20 protein-coding genes are annotated in these 15,393 nt (G+C 36.6%); 19 read left to right on the forward strand and 1 reads right to left on the reverse strand.

The window, feature by feature from the left end; all coding sequences use genetic code 11:
* The first annotated feature begins 16 nt into the window (after window positions 1-16).
* The 8 genes from BMY66_RS07070 to BMY66_RS07105 all read left to right on the forward strand — a co-directional run bounded on the left by BMY66_RS07070 (window position 17) and on the right by BMY66_RS07105 (window position 4,446).
* A complete protein-coding gene (locus BMY66_RS07070; RefSeq protein ID WP_044938163.1) occupies window positions 17-232 on the forward strand; it encodes a type II toxin-antitoxin system Y4mF family antitoxin in 216 nt (71 codons plus the stop codon).
* Window positions 225-545, forward strand: a complete 321-nt coding sequence (locus tag BMY66_RS07075) for a HipA N-terminal domain-containing protein (RefSeq protein ID WP_090394661.1) — start codon at window positions 225-227, stop codon at window positions 543-545. The genes BMY66_RS07070 and BMY66_RS07075 overlap by 8 nt, the downstream gene beginning before the upstream one ends.
* Window position 546: 1 nt before the next feature.
* Window positions 547-1,494 carry a HipA domain-containing protein gene (locus tag BMY66_RS07080; protein ID WP_090394662.1) on the forward strand — a complete coding sequence of 316 codons (948 nt, stop codon included), beginning with the start codon at window positions 547-549 and terminating at the stop codon, window positions 1,492-1,494.
* Window positions 1,495-1,569: 75 nt separating this feature from the next.
* Complete coding sequence (locus BMY66_RS07085; protein WP_090394663.1) at window positions 1,570-1,806, forward strand: hypothetical protein; 237 nt, start codon at window positions 1,570-1,572, stop codon at window positions 1,804-1,806.
* 209 nt (window positions 1,807-2,015) lie between these two features.
* Window positions 2,016-2,444, forward strand: coding sequence for a 50S ribosomal protein L13 (gene rplM, locus BMY66_RS07090; RefSeq protein WP_033154490.1), 429 nt, complete (start codon window positions 2,016-2,018; stop codon window positions 2,442-2,444).
* A gap of 13 nt (window positions 2,445-2,457) precedes the next feature.
* On the forward strand, window positions 2,458-2,856 hold the full coding sequence (gene rpsI / locus BMY66_RS07095; protein ID WP_033154489.1) for a 30S ribosomal protein S9: 399 nt from the start codon (window positions 2,458-2,460) through the stop codon (window positions 2,854-2,856).
* A gap of 104 nt (window positions 2,857-2,960) precedes the next feature.
* The gene (locus tag BMY66_RS07100; protein WP_090394664.1) at window positions 2,961-3,170 is read left to right on the forward strand and encodes a hypothetical protein; all 210 of its coding nucleotides are present in this window, start codon (window positions 2,961-2,963) and stop codon (window positions 3,168-3,170) included.
* A 205-nt stretch (window positions 3,171-3,375) separates the two neighbouring features.
* Window positions 3,376-4,446, forward strand: a complete 1,071-nt coding sequence (locus BMY66_RS07105) for an alpha/beta fold hydrolase (RefSeq protein ID WP_090394665.1) — start codon at window positions 3,376-3,378, stop codon at window positions 4,444-4,446.
* 836 nt (window positions 4,447-5,282) lie between these two features.
* On the opposite strand, the gene BMY66_RS07110 is transcribed toward BMY66_RS07105, so the two are convergent.
* Window positions 5,283-6,170: a LysR family transcriptional regulator gene (locus tag BMY66_RS07110; protein ID WP_027433879.1), complete on the reverse strand. Its 888-nt coding sequence runs from the start codon at window positions 6,168-6,170 to the stop codon at window positions 5,283-5,285.
* A gap of 111 nt (window positions 6,171-6,281) precedes the next feature.
* Here BMY66_RS07110 and BMY66_RS07115 point away from each other — a divergent pair, with 111 nt between their 5' ends.
* From BMY66_RS07115 to BMY66_RS07160, 11 genes are all read left to right on the forward strand, one after another.
* A complete protein-coding gene (locus tag BMY66_RS07115) occupies window positions 6,282-7,319 on the forward strand; it encodes a YeiH family protein (RefSeq protein WP_090394666.1) in 1,038 nt (345 codons plus the stop codon).
* Window positions 7,320-7,681: 362 nt separating this feature from the next.
* The gene (locus BMY66_RS13745; RefSeq protein ID WP_177175608.1) at window positions 7,682-7,864 is read left to right on the forward strand and encodes a hypothetical protein; all 183 of its coding nucleotides are present in this window, start codon (window positions 7,682-7,684) and stop codon (window positions 7,862-7,864) included.
* Between the two features lie 37 nt (window positions 7,865-7,901).
* A complete protein-coding gene (locus BMY66_RS07120; protein ID WP_033154488.1) occupies window positions 7,902-8,150 on the forward strand; it encodes a DUF1653 domain-containing protein in 249 nt (82 codons plus the stop codon).
* A gap of 39 nt (window positions 8,151-8,189) precedes the next feature.
* The gene (locus tag BMY66_RS07125; protein WP_090394667.1) at window positions 8,190-8,930 is read left to right on the forward strand and encodes a hypothetical protein; all 741 of its coding nucleotides are present in this window, start codon (window positions 8,190-8,192) and stop codon (window positions 8,928-8,930) included.
* On the forward strand, window positions 8,917-9,390 hold the full coding sequence (locus BMY66_RS07130) for a hypothetical protein (protein ID WP_090394668.1): 474 nt from the start codon (window positions 8,917-8,919) through the stop codon (window positions 9,388-9,390). The genes BMY66_RS07125 and BMY66_RS07130 overlap by 14 nt, the downstream gene beginning before the upstream one ends.
* 111 nt (window positions 9,391-9,501) lie before the next feature.
* The gene (locus tag BMY66_RS07135) at window positions 9,502-10,869 is read left to right on the forward strand and encodes a sodium-dependent transporter (RefSeq protein WP_090394669.1); all 1,368 of its coding nucleotides are present in this window, start codon (window positions 9,502-9,504) and stop codon (window positions 10,867-10,869) included.
* A gap of 5 nt (window positions 10,870-10,874) precedes the next feature.
* Entirely contained in the window at window positions 10,875-11,561 is a 687-nt protein-coding gene (locus tag BMY66_RS07140) for a DNA alkylation repair protein (RefSeq protein WP_090394670.1), read from the forward strand.
* Window positions 11,562-11,567: 6 nt separating this feature from the next.
* Window positions 11,568-12,224 carry a YoaK family protein gene (locus tag BMY66_RS07145; protein WP_090394671.1) on the forward strand — a complete coding sequence of 219 codons (657 nt, stop codon included), beginning with the start codon at window positions 11,568-11,570 and terminating at the stop codon, window positions 12,222-12,224.
* Window positions 12,225-12,327: 103 nt separating this feature from the next.
* Window positions 12,328-13,611 (forward strand): TrkH family potassium uptake protein, encoded by a 1,284-nt coding sequence (locus BMY66_RS07150; protein ID WP_242942687.1) that lies wholly within the window; start codon window positions 12,328-12,330, stop codon window positions 13,609-13,611.
* Window positions 13,612-13,619: 8 nt separating this feature from the next.
* Complete coding sequence (locus tag BMY66_RS07155) at window positions 13,620-14,264, forward strand: potassium channel family protein (protein ID WP_242942688.1); 645 nt, start codon at window positions 13,620-13,622, stop codon at window positions 14,262-14,264.
* An 84-nt stretch (window positions 14,265-14,348) separates the two neighbouring features.
* A complete protein-coding gene (locus BMY66_RS07160) occupies window positions 14,349-15,392 on the forward strand; it encodes a VanZ family protein (RefSeq protein WP_044938135.1) in 1,044 nt (347 codons plus the stop codon).
* Window position 15,393 lies beyond the last annotated feature (1 nt).

The following is a 15,393-nucleotide window of genomic DNA, read 5'->3' on the forward strand; positions in this document are numbered from 1 at the left end:
GGTGTATATTTATTTTATGAATAATATAGCTGAATTTATAAAAACTGAACGAAAGAAAGCTGGATTAACCCAAGAAGAATTTGCAATTAGATCTGGATTGGGTTTACGTTTTGTGCGCGAACTTGAGCAGGGCAAGGAGACTGTCCGAATGGATAAAGTCAATCAGGCTCTTGCTATGTTTGGTATGCAAGCAGTTCCGGGTGAAATAGATAGAGGTGAAGTAAATGGCTAGAATTGGGAAGGTTTATGTTCAAAATAAATATGCTGGAGCTATAAAGGAGACCGATGATGGATATGAGTATTCTTATGATGAAAGCTATTTATCTGATGAGAATGCTAAGCCTATTAGTCTTACTTTGCCATTAACAAATGAACCATATAAATCAAATGTTTTGTTTCCATTTTTTGATGGTCTTATTCCTGAGGGATGGCTTTTAGGTGTTGTAGAACGTAATTGGAAAATAGATGGTAAAGATAGATTTGGTTTACTTCTTGCAGCATGTAGAGATTGTATCGGTGATGTATACGTAATACCAGAGGAATAATATGAGATGTTTATTTTGTAATAAAGAACTAAATAGCCCGTCTGATTATGAAGCTAAGGTTTTGTGGCATAATAAATGCATAAAGAAATTTTTTGGTACAGTTGCTATTCCGGAGATTGATATTTCGGAAGAGCAGTTAGAAGCATTAGCTAATTCTACAGTTAATAAGGGATTAACTGTGCCTGGTGTTCAAAAGAAATTGTCACTTCATCTTGATAAGCAGGATAAAACTGGGAGATTTACCATTGTAGATTATCCAACAGGATATATTTTAAAGCCTCAATCAGAAGATTTTCGGGCTCTGCCAGAAGCTGAGTTTTTATCTATGAAGTTAGCTGAAATGGTAGGGATAAAGACTGTTCCTAATGGGTTAATAAAAGTAAATGGTGAATATGCCTATATTACAAAGAGAATAGATAGAGAGAATGGCAAAATGTATGCCATGGAGGACTTTTGTCAGTTATCAAATCGATTAACTGCTGATAAATACAAAGGGTCTTATGAGAACTGCGGAAAAGTGATTTCTAGATATTCAAAAAATGTCGGTGTAGATAAATCGGAATTATTCTATAGATTGCTATTTTGCTTTGCTACTGGTAATTCTGATATGCATCTTAAGAATTTTTCATTAATTGAAAATGAGCCTCAAAGTAGAATCTTTGGTCTTTCTGCGGCTTATGATTTATTACCGGTCAACGTAATTATGCCGGCGGATAAAGAGCAGATGGCATTAACGGTTAATGGAAAGAAGCGCAATATCCGAAAAAAAGATTTCTTACTATTAGCAGATAGTTTGGATTTGAATCGAAAAACAGCGGAGAAGCTTATGTCAAAAATATGTAAGGTTGAAAAAAGCTTTCTTGAGGAAATAGAAATATCCCTGTTACCAGATGATATGAAGGAAAGTATGAGTAAATTGCTATCGGAACGCATTAGCATATTTCAATAGATGTAGCTCTTGTTTATAATGAAAAACTCTGATTTTAGAAGGTGTTAGTGAGTATTTTATGAGGATGTAGAGGTTATGAAAAAGGAAAGAGCTAAACGTCTTGGAAAATATGCTTTTGGATTAAGTGAAGGGAAACTATTGGATATGGAAGTTATTGAAAAGCTTAATGATGAGCAAATTAAGGAATTAATAGCTACTGGCTTTAGATTTAGACATAGATCATTGGAGGAGTATGTTGAACTATCAGGGAAGCCATTACAGGCTTCTACAGAAATAGAATGGGGAAAACATGTAGGTAGAGAAGTATGGTAGAGCAGGGAGATATTATTAAAAAGGGTTTTATTCAAGGTCCAATTTTATGGTTGACGGATACGGATTCCTATTGTACAATGTAACGGTTGATGTAGTAAGGAGACTTGCGTCCATTAGCCCGGAGGCAGGTTTTACTATAACATTCCTTGCAGGTGCCCGGACATCACCGGCTTGGGAGCTTTTTTAGATTTATTTAAGGAGGAATTCTCATGAATACTTATATGCCAAACCCATCTCAGATTGAGAGAAAATGGTATGTAGTTGACGCTGAGGGCCAGACACTTGGACGTCTTTCAGCAGAAGTTGCAAAGGTTTTAAGAGGTAAGAATAAGCCAGTCTTCACTCCACACGCTGATTGTGGTGACTATGTAATCGTAGTTAATGCAGAGAAGATTAAGGTTACAGGTAAGAAGCTTGATCAGAAGATTTACTATCATCACTCAGATTATGTTGGTGGTATGAAGGAGACTTCTCTTCGCGATATGCTTAACACACATCCAGAGAGAGTTATCGAGCACGCTGTTAAGGGCATGCTTCCAAAGGGACCACTTGGTCGTCAGATGTACACAAAGCTTTTCGTATACGCTGGACCAGAGCACAAGCAGCAGGCACAGAAGCCAGAAGTGCTTACATTTTAATAGGAGGTAGATCATGGCTAAGAATACAACAAAGTATTATGGAACTGGTAGAAGAAAGTCTTCAGTTGCTAGAGTATATCTTGTACCTGGCACAGGTAAGATCACTATAAATAAGAGAGATATTGACGAGTACCTTGGTCTTGAGACATTAAAGGTAGTTGTTCGTCAGCCACTTGTAGCTACAAACACAGCTGACAAGTTCGACGTTATCGTTAACGTAAAGGGTGGCGGATACACTGGCCAGGCTGGTGCTATCAGACACGGTATCTCACGTGCACTCCTTGAGGTAGATGCTGAGTACAGACCTACACTTAAGGCTGCTGGATTCCTTACAAGAGATCCTAGAATGAAAGAGCGTAAGAAGTACGGTCTCAAAGCCGCACGTCGTGCTCCTCAGTTCTCAAAGAGATAATCTTTCGAGATTCAAAAAGAATTTGCAAACCTCAGAAACTCAGTGTTTCTGGGGTTTTTCTTTTATCTATAATTGTATTCAGTTGTGGTGAAACGCAGAAAATTTTGTTCCGTAAACAGCAGGTAGGAAAACTTGTATCCGGAGCTTTCAAGAAGTTCAAGGAATGGTGGGATAGAACTAAAAAGCCTGAGGTTACTGAAAAGGCTAGAACAAGCATCCTGGAACAGTTTAGAGAAGCTAAGGTTAGAGCTGATCAGCACAACGAACAGCAAGTTCCCAAACCACACAGAACAGACTTGGGAATGGAAAGGTAATCTTTCTAAAGTAGAGGACAGGGGCGTGAAAACGTCCTTGTTCTATGTGTAAGAATATTGAAGAGGATAGAGAAAGCACGTATAATCTAAAATGTTGGGTATTGCGTAAGGCTTATACAGGCAAATCGCAATTAGATAAAACAATTATCTTACAGTTTTATAGACGATAACAAATCGGAACTTATCACATTGAAGGGAGTAATATTTGAAAAAAGCACTTAAAATCACAGGAAAAATTCTGCGGGGGATACTGATATTACTTGTGTCAGCCGTTATTATACTACTTGTCGTAAGACTAATCGGCAAGGCGATAAACGAAAAAACTCCTGATGGCGGTATCAACGAATCTATGTTTGTGGATATAAATGGAACGAAGCAATGGATTAATATCTACGGACAGGACAAGGACAACCCGGTTCTACTATATCTGCACGGCGGGCCAGGTTCAGCAACGAGTCAAATTGATTATGCCTTTACAAGAAAATGGAGTGACGTTTATACGGTTGTAACTTGGGATCAGAGGAACTGCGGAAAAAGCTACGAAACCTCAAAGACAGATATGATAACCGCAGAAACTATGATGCAGGACGGCAAGGAAATGACAGAATATCTGCTTGACTATATGGACAAGGAAAAGATCACACTTCTTGGCCATTCCTGGGGTTCACTGTTTGGCGCAAACTTAGTTCTTGAATATCCGGAATACTACGACGCATTTATCGGCACGGGACAGTTTATCGACTATACAGAGAATGAACAAAGACTTTACGAAGCGGCACAGGAATGGAGCGAGGGTGATGAAGAAGGTAAATCGATACTTGCGAAATGGTCTCCCGATAACGTGAACTCGATAGAAGGCTTGCAGGCAAGAAATGAAATTATGGAAAGATACGGCTATGGCATGATGAAGGACGGCACAGATTATAACGTCTTCGTTACCGTGCTGTTTAACCCGAACTATACAATAAATGATTATATCGGATATGTCAGAAACGGAGAAAAGTCCTTCAAGCCGTATATGGATTTCCTCACAGGCGAAATACCAAAGCTATCACTGCTTGGGAGATACGATTATCAAGTACCCTTCTACAATATAAACGGCGATATGGATTATCAGACAAACTATTGGCTTGCCTGCGAATATTTTGAGCAGGTGAGCGCTCCCCGAAAAGAAATGTTCGTGATGGAAGAAGCGACACACGGTTTGCTTGAATCACGTTCGGAAGAATTTTCTGAGATACTCCATAAAATTGCAGAAATCCAGAAGAACAGTTAAACCGGAATATAAATGAGTACGACAATTTCGGTTTGTAAAGACGAAAAGTATTGGAAAAAAACAGATATAAAGTTGCCACCAGTTGTGTACAGCAGTCCTGAGCTTTCTACCGTACACAACAGGTAAACAGCAACTTGATGAAGAAATGCCTAAAATACGGCACTTTCGAAGCATTAATCGTTATCAAAGAGATAATCTTTCAAGATTCAAAAAGAATTTACAAACCCCAGAAACTCAGTGTTTCTGGGGTTTTTCTTTTGCTTGCAGTTGTATTCAGTTGTGGTGAAACGTAGAAAATTTTGCTCCGTAAACAGCAGATTTCAAAGCCACACAGAACGGACTTGGGAATGGAGAGATAAATCTTCAGAAGATAGAGCAGGGGCGTGAAAACGCCCTTGTTCTATGTGTAAGAATATTGAAGAGGATAGAGAAAACACATATAATCTAAAATGTTGGGTATTGCGTAAGGCTTATACAGGTAAATCGCAATTTGATAAAACAATTATCTTTCAGTTTTATAGACGATAACAAATCGTAATTGAACGAAGCATAAGAGGAACTTCATACTTCTTATCTGCACACTGTGTATTTTAGCCAGTGTTATTATTTGCGTGGAAAAAAGTGCAATCGAAAGCGTAAATGCATGCCATGACAGGATATCAACATCTAAGCAGATACCGTTATCATCTGCAAATGCTTCATTAACCACGCTTCGTCCGATACTCAATTATCTGACTGTACCTGAGGTAAAGAATCTTGGTGCTGCCTGTAGTATCATTGAAAATCATTATAAGAATGCCGAGCAGCGTATAAGCCTGGCATTTCTATTCTTTTTATTAGGATTTATAACGTTTTAAGTCTGCACATATTTTTTCAATTTCGTCGGAAAAAACACTGTTTTCTGACCAAAGAAAGGTGAAGTCATGTTGTATTGAAAAGTTATTAAGAGGTATCTTTTTTAAGCTTCCTTGCTGCAGTTCACGTTCAACAGCAGCTTTATAAAGAAAGCTTATTCCGCAGTCATTTAAGAGAAACTGAATTATGGTATGCATGTTTTCAACCTGAGTATAGTGGGTAAAACATTCAATTTCGTGATTGTTAATTGCTAAAGAGCGCTCTAAAATGTTTCTGGTTCCTGAACCGGGTTCTCGTACAAGGAGTCTTTCTGAAAAAAGATCAGAGAGTTGATTTGGCTTTTTTTTAAATATATGCGATGCGGCGCATACAGGTATAAATTCTTCAGTGCGATAGAGCATTGTATTATAAATTCCTTCTGGAAAATATCCTTCAACCAGCGCGAAATCAATATTTCCGTCTTTAAGATTATTTAAAAGTTCAGTTGTATTTCCAAAATGTATTACGAAGTCTGTTTCAGGATGATCTTTGATATAACAGCTAACAGGATATGATATGGCGTATTCACCGATTGTCATAGTTACGCCAAATGATATTTTTTTATTAGCTGTATTTGATAATGATAGTTCTCTTTTTAGTATAGCTTCGTCATTTCTTATTTGATTCATCTTCTCAAAAAGCAGTCGACCACTATCTGTTAGTTCGAGTTTTTTTCCATCTTTTATGAAAAGTTTTGTGTTATATACTTTTTCAAGATAGTGAATATGCTGCGATACAGCTGGCTGTGTTATATTAAGCTCATTTGCTGCATGAGTATAGTTCATGTTTCTGCATACACATAAAAAAGTGTCAATTCTGAAATCAAGCATGATATTCTCCTGTAACCATAAAGAAAATTTATGGATATATTATAATACATAATTTTTGTTTTAGAAAAATTTTTATTATAATGGCTTTTGTTGAATAGGAGGATATAGAAGATGAAATCTATAATGAAAAAAACAAAAGGTATGCTGATATGCTTATTAATAGCGCTTCCTTCGTGGATGATAGGAAAAAGATTTCCTGTAATTGGAGGTGCTGTAATTGCAATTGTTTCAGGAATGCTAATTTCACTTTTTTGGAATGATAAGAAGGATGCAGAAGAAGGAATAAAGTATACTTCTAAAGTGATTTTGCAGACTGCTGTTGTGCTTCTTGGGTTTGGTATGAATCTTTCTGTGGTGATGAAAACTGGAAAACAGTCACTGCCAATAATTATTTGTACTATATCTACATCACTTATTCTTGCATGGTTACTTCATAAGGTGATGAAAATAAAAGGTAATATTTCAACGCTTATTGGGGTAGGCTCTTCTATATGTGGTGGTTCTGCAATAGCAGCAACTGCACCGGTTATAGACGCAGATGATGACGATGTTGCTCAGGCAATCTCTGTAATCTTTTTCTTTAATGTACTGGCAGCTATATTATTTCCTGTGCTTGGAAAAATACTTGGTTTTAGTATAAGTTCAGGCGAGGCTTTTGGAATTTTTGCAGGAACTGCAATTAACGATACTTCATCAGTTACTGCGGCTGCCTCAACATGGGACAGTATGTGGAATTTGGGAAGTCAAACTTTGGATAAGGCAGTAACAGTTAAGCTTACCAGAACACTTGCGATAATACCTATTACACTTATACTTGCCTTTTTGAGAGCCAAAGAAGCTAGAAAAGACGGAAGTCATACGAATGGTTTTAGTTTAAAAAGAGCATTTCCAATGTTTATCATTTATTTTATATTAGCATCAGTAATTACTACGGTATCTCTAAGTTGCGGGGTATCGCCAGATGTTTTTTCTCCATTGAAAGAACTTAGCAAATTTCTAATCGTAATGGCGATGGCAGCAATAGGGCTAAATAGTAATGTGATAAAGCTTATTAAGTCTGGTGGGAAACCTATATTGCTTGGAGGTTGCTGTTGGGCAGGAATAACAGTGGTTAGCTTGTTAATGCAGCGAGTTATGGGAATTTGGTAAAAATGCAACTTCAAAACCTTCCTTTTGATGCATGGTTCGTAATAAGATTAATGATGCTTTTTGCAATAAAACTTTGTTTTTTTATTTTTTTTTGATAGAATGATAAAGCTCAAGTCTAGAAGCAAAAGTGGCTCAATCCTAGATGATGTCTGGGATTGAGCCTTTTCGTCTGTATAGCGAACTAACAGTTATTCTTGTATGACATAGATTTTTTCAGACGCTTCCAAGAAGCAACATTAGATGAAAGAAGGAAAGGGTATCCTTTATGTGGTTGATATCTCGCTCTACGATAGTTTTCTAGAAAATTGGAATGTTTTTACGTTGGATAGAAAAAGCGCATCGTCGATTATATCCGAATATAAATGAGTACGACATTTTCGGTTTGTAAAGACGAAAGGTATTGGAAAAAAAACAGATATAAAGTTGCCACCAGATTAATCGTTCTCAAAGAGATAATTATTGTTGCAAATTGTGCAACTACAAAAAAGCTCCAGGAAGCTTGCTTCCTTGGAGCTTTTTTATTTGCAGTAATATTTATCTCGTAATAAAATATAAATAGATACTATTTACAAGGAGGACACAATGCAAGAATTAGTTTTACACAGAGTATACAAACACTTCAAAGGGGATTATTATTTGGTTGAGGATATAGCTAGGGATTCTGAGACACAGGAAGAAATGGTAGTATATCGCAAGCTGTACGATGATGGTTCTTTGTGGGTAAGACCAAAGGAAATGTTTTTATCCGAAGTGGATCATGAAAAGTATCCAGAGGTTACTCAGAAATATAGATTTGAGCTTCAGGAGATTGCTAGTAAAAAGAATCATTAGTTTATATATTGGTTTATGTTTTGTGAGAGGTATTAATACATGACCAAGATGATGAAAAGAGCTCTAATCAATTTAGGGTTCCGAGTTTTTGTATTCCTATTTATATTTGGAGCATATATCTTTCGTAAAGATATGCTTGTTGGCTTTATGACTCACGAGTTTACATTTGGTATTGCAGAGTACGGTATCAGCCCATTACATGTGTTGTGGGGGATATTTATGGTGATGATGCTACAGCATATCATTCCTCATAAGTATCTTTCTATGGCCTATTTTAAAGGTGATGTCAAAACCTTTGATGAAGTTGAGGGGTATTCAAGGCTGAATCTTTTAGAGTTTGTCCAGCAGATGAATGTAAGAGCTTGGATTGTAATGCTAGTCTGGTTGACATTTAATGCTGTGTTTGCAGTATTGTATCTCTTTAAGGTAATAGGTGCTGCAGATATGTTGATGTTGACAGTATTTTTCTATCTGTGCGACTATATCTGTATTTTAATATTCTGTCCATTCCAGTCATTTATCATGCATAACAAATGCTGTATCAACTGCAGAATCTATGACTGGGGATATTTCATGATGTTTACTCCAATGCTGTTTATAAAGAATTTCTTTTCATGGAGTCTTTTCTTTACGGCACTTATCGTCCTTATTAAATGGGAAGTGGGCTATGCGAAACATCCAGAGACATTTTGGTTTGGAAGCAATAAACATCTTCAGTGTGCAAATTGCAATGAGAAGCTTTGTATTATAAAGAACAGAAAAGGTCATGAAAGAGTTTAATAAAGCTTTATCGAATTTCATAAATGATGCTGCGGCAGGTGGAGCAGTACGCCATCTTGCTGATTTGGGATATTCTATATCGCAGATAGCAGATGAGCTTGATTATCCTATCTCAAAAGAAAAGATTGCAGGCTACATGTGGGAGCATTTTCTTAATATTGGAAAGATTTGTCTTGAGGAACCACAGCCATCCCACGAAAAGGTAAGCTTTGTTAAGGAGCAGGATAGTTTTGGTAGGATAAGCTTTCGGAGGGTGACTGAACAAATCGACAATTCACAAACGAAATATGTCCAATGTGATTTCGGAAGGCTGCTATATAAACGGGATGAAGCCTTTATAAAGCAGCTAGAAAAATTAAATCCAGGTGATAAAGAATACATAGAGCTTATGCCTTGGCCGCTTGAGCCTGTGTACCATGAATTGGATGAAAGAATGACCAGAATAAAAAATATAATATAAGTTTAAATTTTTGCTTCAAGGCTCTTCCTTGAAGCAATTTTTTTTGCTATACTATGTTACTGTACAAGTTTAACAGCTTAAAGTATTAAAGTAACATGGAGGAGTAATTAATTGAAGAAAGGTAATCGAGGTAGTTTCTCGGGAAAGATTGGTTTTGTGCTTTCAGCAGCTGGAGCATCAGTAGGATTAGGAAATATTTGGAGATTCCCTTACTTATGTGCTAAATATGGAGGAGGAATCTTTTTAATTGTTTATATAGTTCTTGCTTTAACATTTGGATACACAATGATCGTTGCAGAGACTGCAATAGGACGCGCTACAAGCAAAAGCCCAGTCGGGGCATTCAGGGATTTAAGTCACAACAAAATAATGGGATTAGGAGGATGGATTAATGCAATCATTCCTATCCTTATAGTTCCTTACTATTCAGTTATCGGTGGCTGGGTATGTAAGTATTTATTTGAATATATCAGAGCAGATGTAAATGAAATCGCTTCAGATACATTCTTCGTGGATTTCATTACAAATGGATATGATGCAGAGTTTTGGTTTATCGTATTTACGATATTAGTTTTATTTGTTATTTACAAGGGTGTAGAAAATGGTATTGAGCGAGTATCAAAGTTCGTTATGCCAATCCTGGTGGTACTTGCCATTATAATCTGCATTTATTCAGTTACAAGACCAGGGGCATTTAGTGGAGTAAAATATTTATTTATCCCTAATTTTAAGCATTTTTCGATTATGACAATTGTTACTGCAATGGGACAGATGTTTTATTCATTATCAATTGCCATGGGTATTCTTATTACATTTGGTTCTTATGTAAAGAAAGAAGTCAGCATCGAGGAATCCACAAAGCAGGTAGAGATTTTTGATACAGCAATCGCTATTATGGCCAGCCTTATGATTATTCCTGCAGTGTTTGCATTCTCTGGAGGAGATGAAAGCACATTAAATGCTGGCCCATCACTTATGTTTATTACAATGCCAAAGATTTTTGCCAGCATGGGATTTGGAAGAATTATCGGAATTCTTTTCTTTGCGTTAGTTTTGTTTGCTGCAGTAACAAGCGCAATTGCACTTACAGAAAGTGCTGTTTCTACATTTGAAGATGAATTCAAGTGGAGCAGAAAGTTTGGAACAAATGTTATGGCTGTTATCATGGTTGTTCTTGGAAGCTTATCATCACTTGGTAATGGACCACTTGCGAATGTTAAAATCATTGGCATGCAGTTCTTGGATTTCTTTGATTTCCTTACAAACTCAGTAATGATGCCTATAGCAGCTCTTGCTACATGTATTCTTATTACTAAGTTTATGACAGTAGAAAGACTCGAAGCAGAAGTTGAGCAGGAGAATCATCCATTTAAGAGAAAGGCTGTATTCTCTTTCATGATTAAATTCCTTTGCCCATTGTTTGTTGTTATTATTTTGATTAGTGCTATACTTAACGTGTTTGGGATTATTTCAATGTAAAACATATGATAACAGAAGAAATCAGAGCAGATTTATTTGCAAACCAGGATATTAAATATAGGGATTTTCAAAGCAAGCTTACACCTACGATTGCAGAGGGCTCAGCTATCGGAGTACGCACTCCAGTCCTTCGCAAGCTCGCAAAAGGATATGGTAAGCGAAAGGATGTGGCAGATTTTCTTGATGATTTGCCACATCAGTATTTTGATGAAAATCAGATTCATGCATTCTTGATTAGTGAAATCAAGGATTATGATGAGTGTATAACTAGGCTTAAACAGTTTCTTCCATATGTGGACAACTGGGCTACATGCGACCAAATGTCACCAAAGTGTTTCAAAAAGAATCATGATTTGGTGTCTGGTCAGCTGTTAAAATGGATTGGTACAAATGACATTTATACAGTCAGGTTTGCTATTGTCTCTTATATGTCCCAGTTTTTAGATGAAGACTTTGATGAAGAATATTTGAAAATAGTTGCATCAGTTAAATCTGATGAATACTACATAAATATGGCTATAGCATGGTATTTTGCTACAGCTCTTGCTAAGCAGTATGAGGCAGCATTGCCATACATTGAAAACAATGTGCTTGATAAATGGACTCATAATAAGGCTATTCAAAAATCTATTGAAAGCTACAGAGTCACAGATGAACACAAGCAGTATCTTAGATCTTTAAAACGGAAGTAATAAACTATGAAATCACGACAAACATCTGAATCATTCTTACTAAGCGCTATAGTTTCTGCTTCAGGAGGCTTTCAGGATGCCTACACCTACAATCTTAGGGATAAGGTATTTGCAAACGCTCAAACAGGAAATATTGTCCTTATGTCTCAGCATTTAATGCAAAGAGAGTGGGCAGCGGGATTACATTACTTACTGCCAATTCTTTCTTTTGCAGTAGGAATACTTATAGCAGAGCAAGTAAGTTTTCATTATCGAAACGCTAAAAAAATCCATTGGCGTCAGATAGTTCTTTTAATAGAAATCATAGTTTTGTCGGCAGTGGCTTTTTTACCTGCATCATTAAATGTAGTGGCCAATGTTTTAGTATCCTTAGCATGTGCCATGCAGGTTCAGTCATTTAGAAAGGTAAACGGATATCCTTATGCCAGCACCATGTGCATTGGCAACCTTAGAAGCGGTACAGAGAGCCTTTCAGTATATCTTAGAAATCATGAAAAGGGTGCCTTAAAAAAGGCAATGCACTATTATGGAATTATTATCGTATTTGCGATTGGTGCAGGCATCGGTGGAATTTTATCTATATATTTAGGATATAGGTGTATTTTAATATCAAGTGTGTTATTATTATTAGCGTTTTTAATGATGCGAAAAGAGCATCTATAAATCTTTGGGAGATTTGATTTAAATGAAACCGCTAAAGTTAACATCTATTCATTTAATACCATTAAGCTTTCTTATTACAATTGTAATAGGAGGGCTTATTTTAATGTTACCGTGGGCATCGGCAGATGGCAGTTGGACTGGTTTTATCCCATCGCTATTCACCGCTACCACATCGGCCTGTGTAACAGGGCTTACAGTTGTAAATGTGGCTACCCACTATAGTCTACTTGGCAAAATAATAATTCTTATACTTATTCAGGCAGGTGGTCTTGGAATCATAACAGTTGTTTCCATGATTATGCTTATTACTCAAAAGAAGTTTTCAATCGCCGACCGCAAAATGCTTCAGGAATCACTTAACCTGGAAACAGATGTAGGAGTATTAAAACTGCTCATCAGAATTTTTAAGGATGTGGCAAAGGTTGAAACATTTGGAGCTGCTGTATATGCTATAGATTTTATTCCTAGATTTGGCGTGGCAAGAGGCATCTGGTATTCGGTATTCACATCTATATCAGCCTTTTGTAATGCGGGAATAGATATATTTGGAGATAGCAGTTTAATAGCGTACCATGATAATCCGCTGATTATGATCAATACCATGTTTTTGATTGTTATGGGTGGTTTAGGATACGTAGTCTGGTTTGATATGTCTGAAAAGATTAAATATGGAATCAAGAAGAAATACAATCCAGTTATAATTTTTAAAAGATTTAATGAGCACACGAAGCTAGTCTTAAGCGTAACATTTGCATTGATTATTATAGGTGCAGTCCTTATCTTTATAGCCGAGTACGATAATATATATACTATTGGTCATTTTTCTTTAATGGATAAGATTATTAACAGCTTCTTTGAATCGGTTACCTTGAGAACTGCAGGCTTTGCTTCATTTGCCCAGGAAAACATGACAGATTTTTCTTGTGTTATATCGTATATTTGGATGTTTATAGGTGGTTCGCCTATAGGTACAGCAGGTGGTGTTAAGACAGTTACAATTTATTTGGCGCTGTTGAATATCATTTCATATATCAGAGATGATGACCAAACAATTACTTTTAACAGAAGAGTCACAGAGGAAAACATGAGAAAGGCCACAGTTATTGTTGCTGTAGCTGCTTTTACAATCGTTGTTCTTACACTTGCATTGATTTCAACAAATCCTATTAATATGCAGGACGGTTTATATGAAATCATTAGTGCATCTGCCACAGTGGGACTTACCAGAGGATTGACAGGTAGTCTCAATCTGGCAGGCCAGTTAATCATTATTCTTGCCATGTATTTAGGCAGAATAGGACCTATATCCCTTGCAATTTTCTTTGCAGGTAAAAGACATAAAAATAATAAATGTAGATATTTAGAAGGAAGCTTTTTTGTAGGATAGGAGACATTATGAAAAAATCAATTGCAGTATTAGGACTTGGAAAATATGGTGCCAGCTTGGCAAAAAATATGTATGAAATGGGCGCCGATGTTTTAATCGTCGACCAGGATCAGGATAAGCTCAAAGAGCTTAATGGTTTCTGTACAGCTGCTGTATGTGCAGACATTACAAACGAAGATGAGGTTATTTCATTAGGTCTTAAAAATATGGATATCGTTGCGGTAGCAATGGCAGGAAATCTTGCTGCAAGTATCATGGCTGTTGCAGTTGCCAAGGAACAGGGTGTTCCACTTATTGTTGCCAAAAGTTCTTCAGACAGAATGACATCTATTCTTAAAAAGATTGGTGCCAACAAGGTAATCGTTCCTGAGGAGTATGGCGGAGAGCAGTCTGCTAGAATTCTTTCTTCAGACACATTCCTTGATTACTTCAAGGTGGATGGCAACCTTTGCATGATTGAAATCAATCCTCTTCAAAAATGGATTGGTAAAAACATGATGGAATTGAATGTACGTAAGAATTATAAAGCTAACGTTATTGCATTGAAACGCGGATCAGGCTGGAAAATTCTGGACCCAGCAGAGGCGCTTAACGCAGATGACTTGTTGCTTATAGTCGTAGAACGTAAGGATTTGCATAGATTAAATAAATAATCTGTTGCCTTCTACACAAATTGTTGACAATTACTAAGTATACTTTTTACAATGAATATACTGCTTTGAGATTGGAGACAATAATTGGAACTTAATAGTTTTTATGATTTTTATGCGAATAATTGGATTTCGAATGTAATAATAGTCGTAGGAGCAACTATCATAGCTTTGCTCCTCGCCTATCTATTACCTTTTTTTGATAATAAAATCTGTAACAAAATCGGTTTAAATCTACAGGGCGGCGTTAGTTCTAGCAAAAACGCAGATAAAAGCGCAATCATCAGAAAAATTATTCTTTGGGTGGCCTTTGTAGTTTATCTATTTTTCCTTTTCTATTTAGTATTTCTTGCAAGAACTCCAAATCCAGATTATGTAGTTCGTAATGCGGGCTTTAGTATTTTCACTATGACTTGGCAAGATATCGAGCTTCCAGAGGAAGAGTTTATCGAGTTTTACCTCAATGTTATGGTGTTCATTCCTATGGGATACTTGCTTCCATATATTTTCAGATGGTTCAGAAATCACGCATGGAGCAGATCTCTTATAATGTGTTTTGTTTCCTCTATTGTAATCGAGAATTTGCAGCTTATCACAAAGCGTGGAACATATGATACTGCAGATGTTATAGCAGATACATTTGGCGGATTTATTGGAATAGCGTTGTATATGCATCGTGCGTACACGCTTACAAATCCAGAGTGGAGAAAGGATTTTAAGTATTACAAGCGTTGGAAGAAGCTGGCAAAGAATGGTGTTCTTTTTCCATTTTCAAAGAAGCTTGCAATTAATCGTGTAATCATCCAGGCTACAGATGAGGATGAGATTTGGAATTTCTATGTAAAAGATTTGGGATTCCAGATTAAGAAGATTATTATTCCAAAAGATGTTACTCAGACAAACTTACTTCTATCAATGGGAAGGACTTCCTTGGAAGTACATTGTTTGAACAAGCAGAATGATATACCGGCCCAGACTATAGTGCTTGCACACCACAATATGGATGGTATAAAGCGAAGATTAGATAAGGCAAATATAACAAGTGAATGTGGAACGGACCCATACACAAATCATAGAACATTGACTGTGATGGGCCCGGACAATACTAAGGTTATTTTTCTTGAAACCTAAT

Source organism: Pseudobutyrivibrio sp. C4 (genome assembly GCF_900111635.1).
Taxonomy (GTDB): domain Bacteria; phylum Bacillota; class Clostridia; order Lachnospirales; family Lachnospiraceae; genus Pseudobutyrivibrio; species Pseudobutyrivibrio ruminis.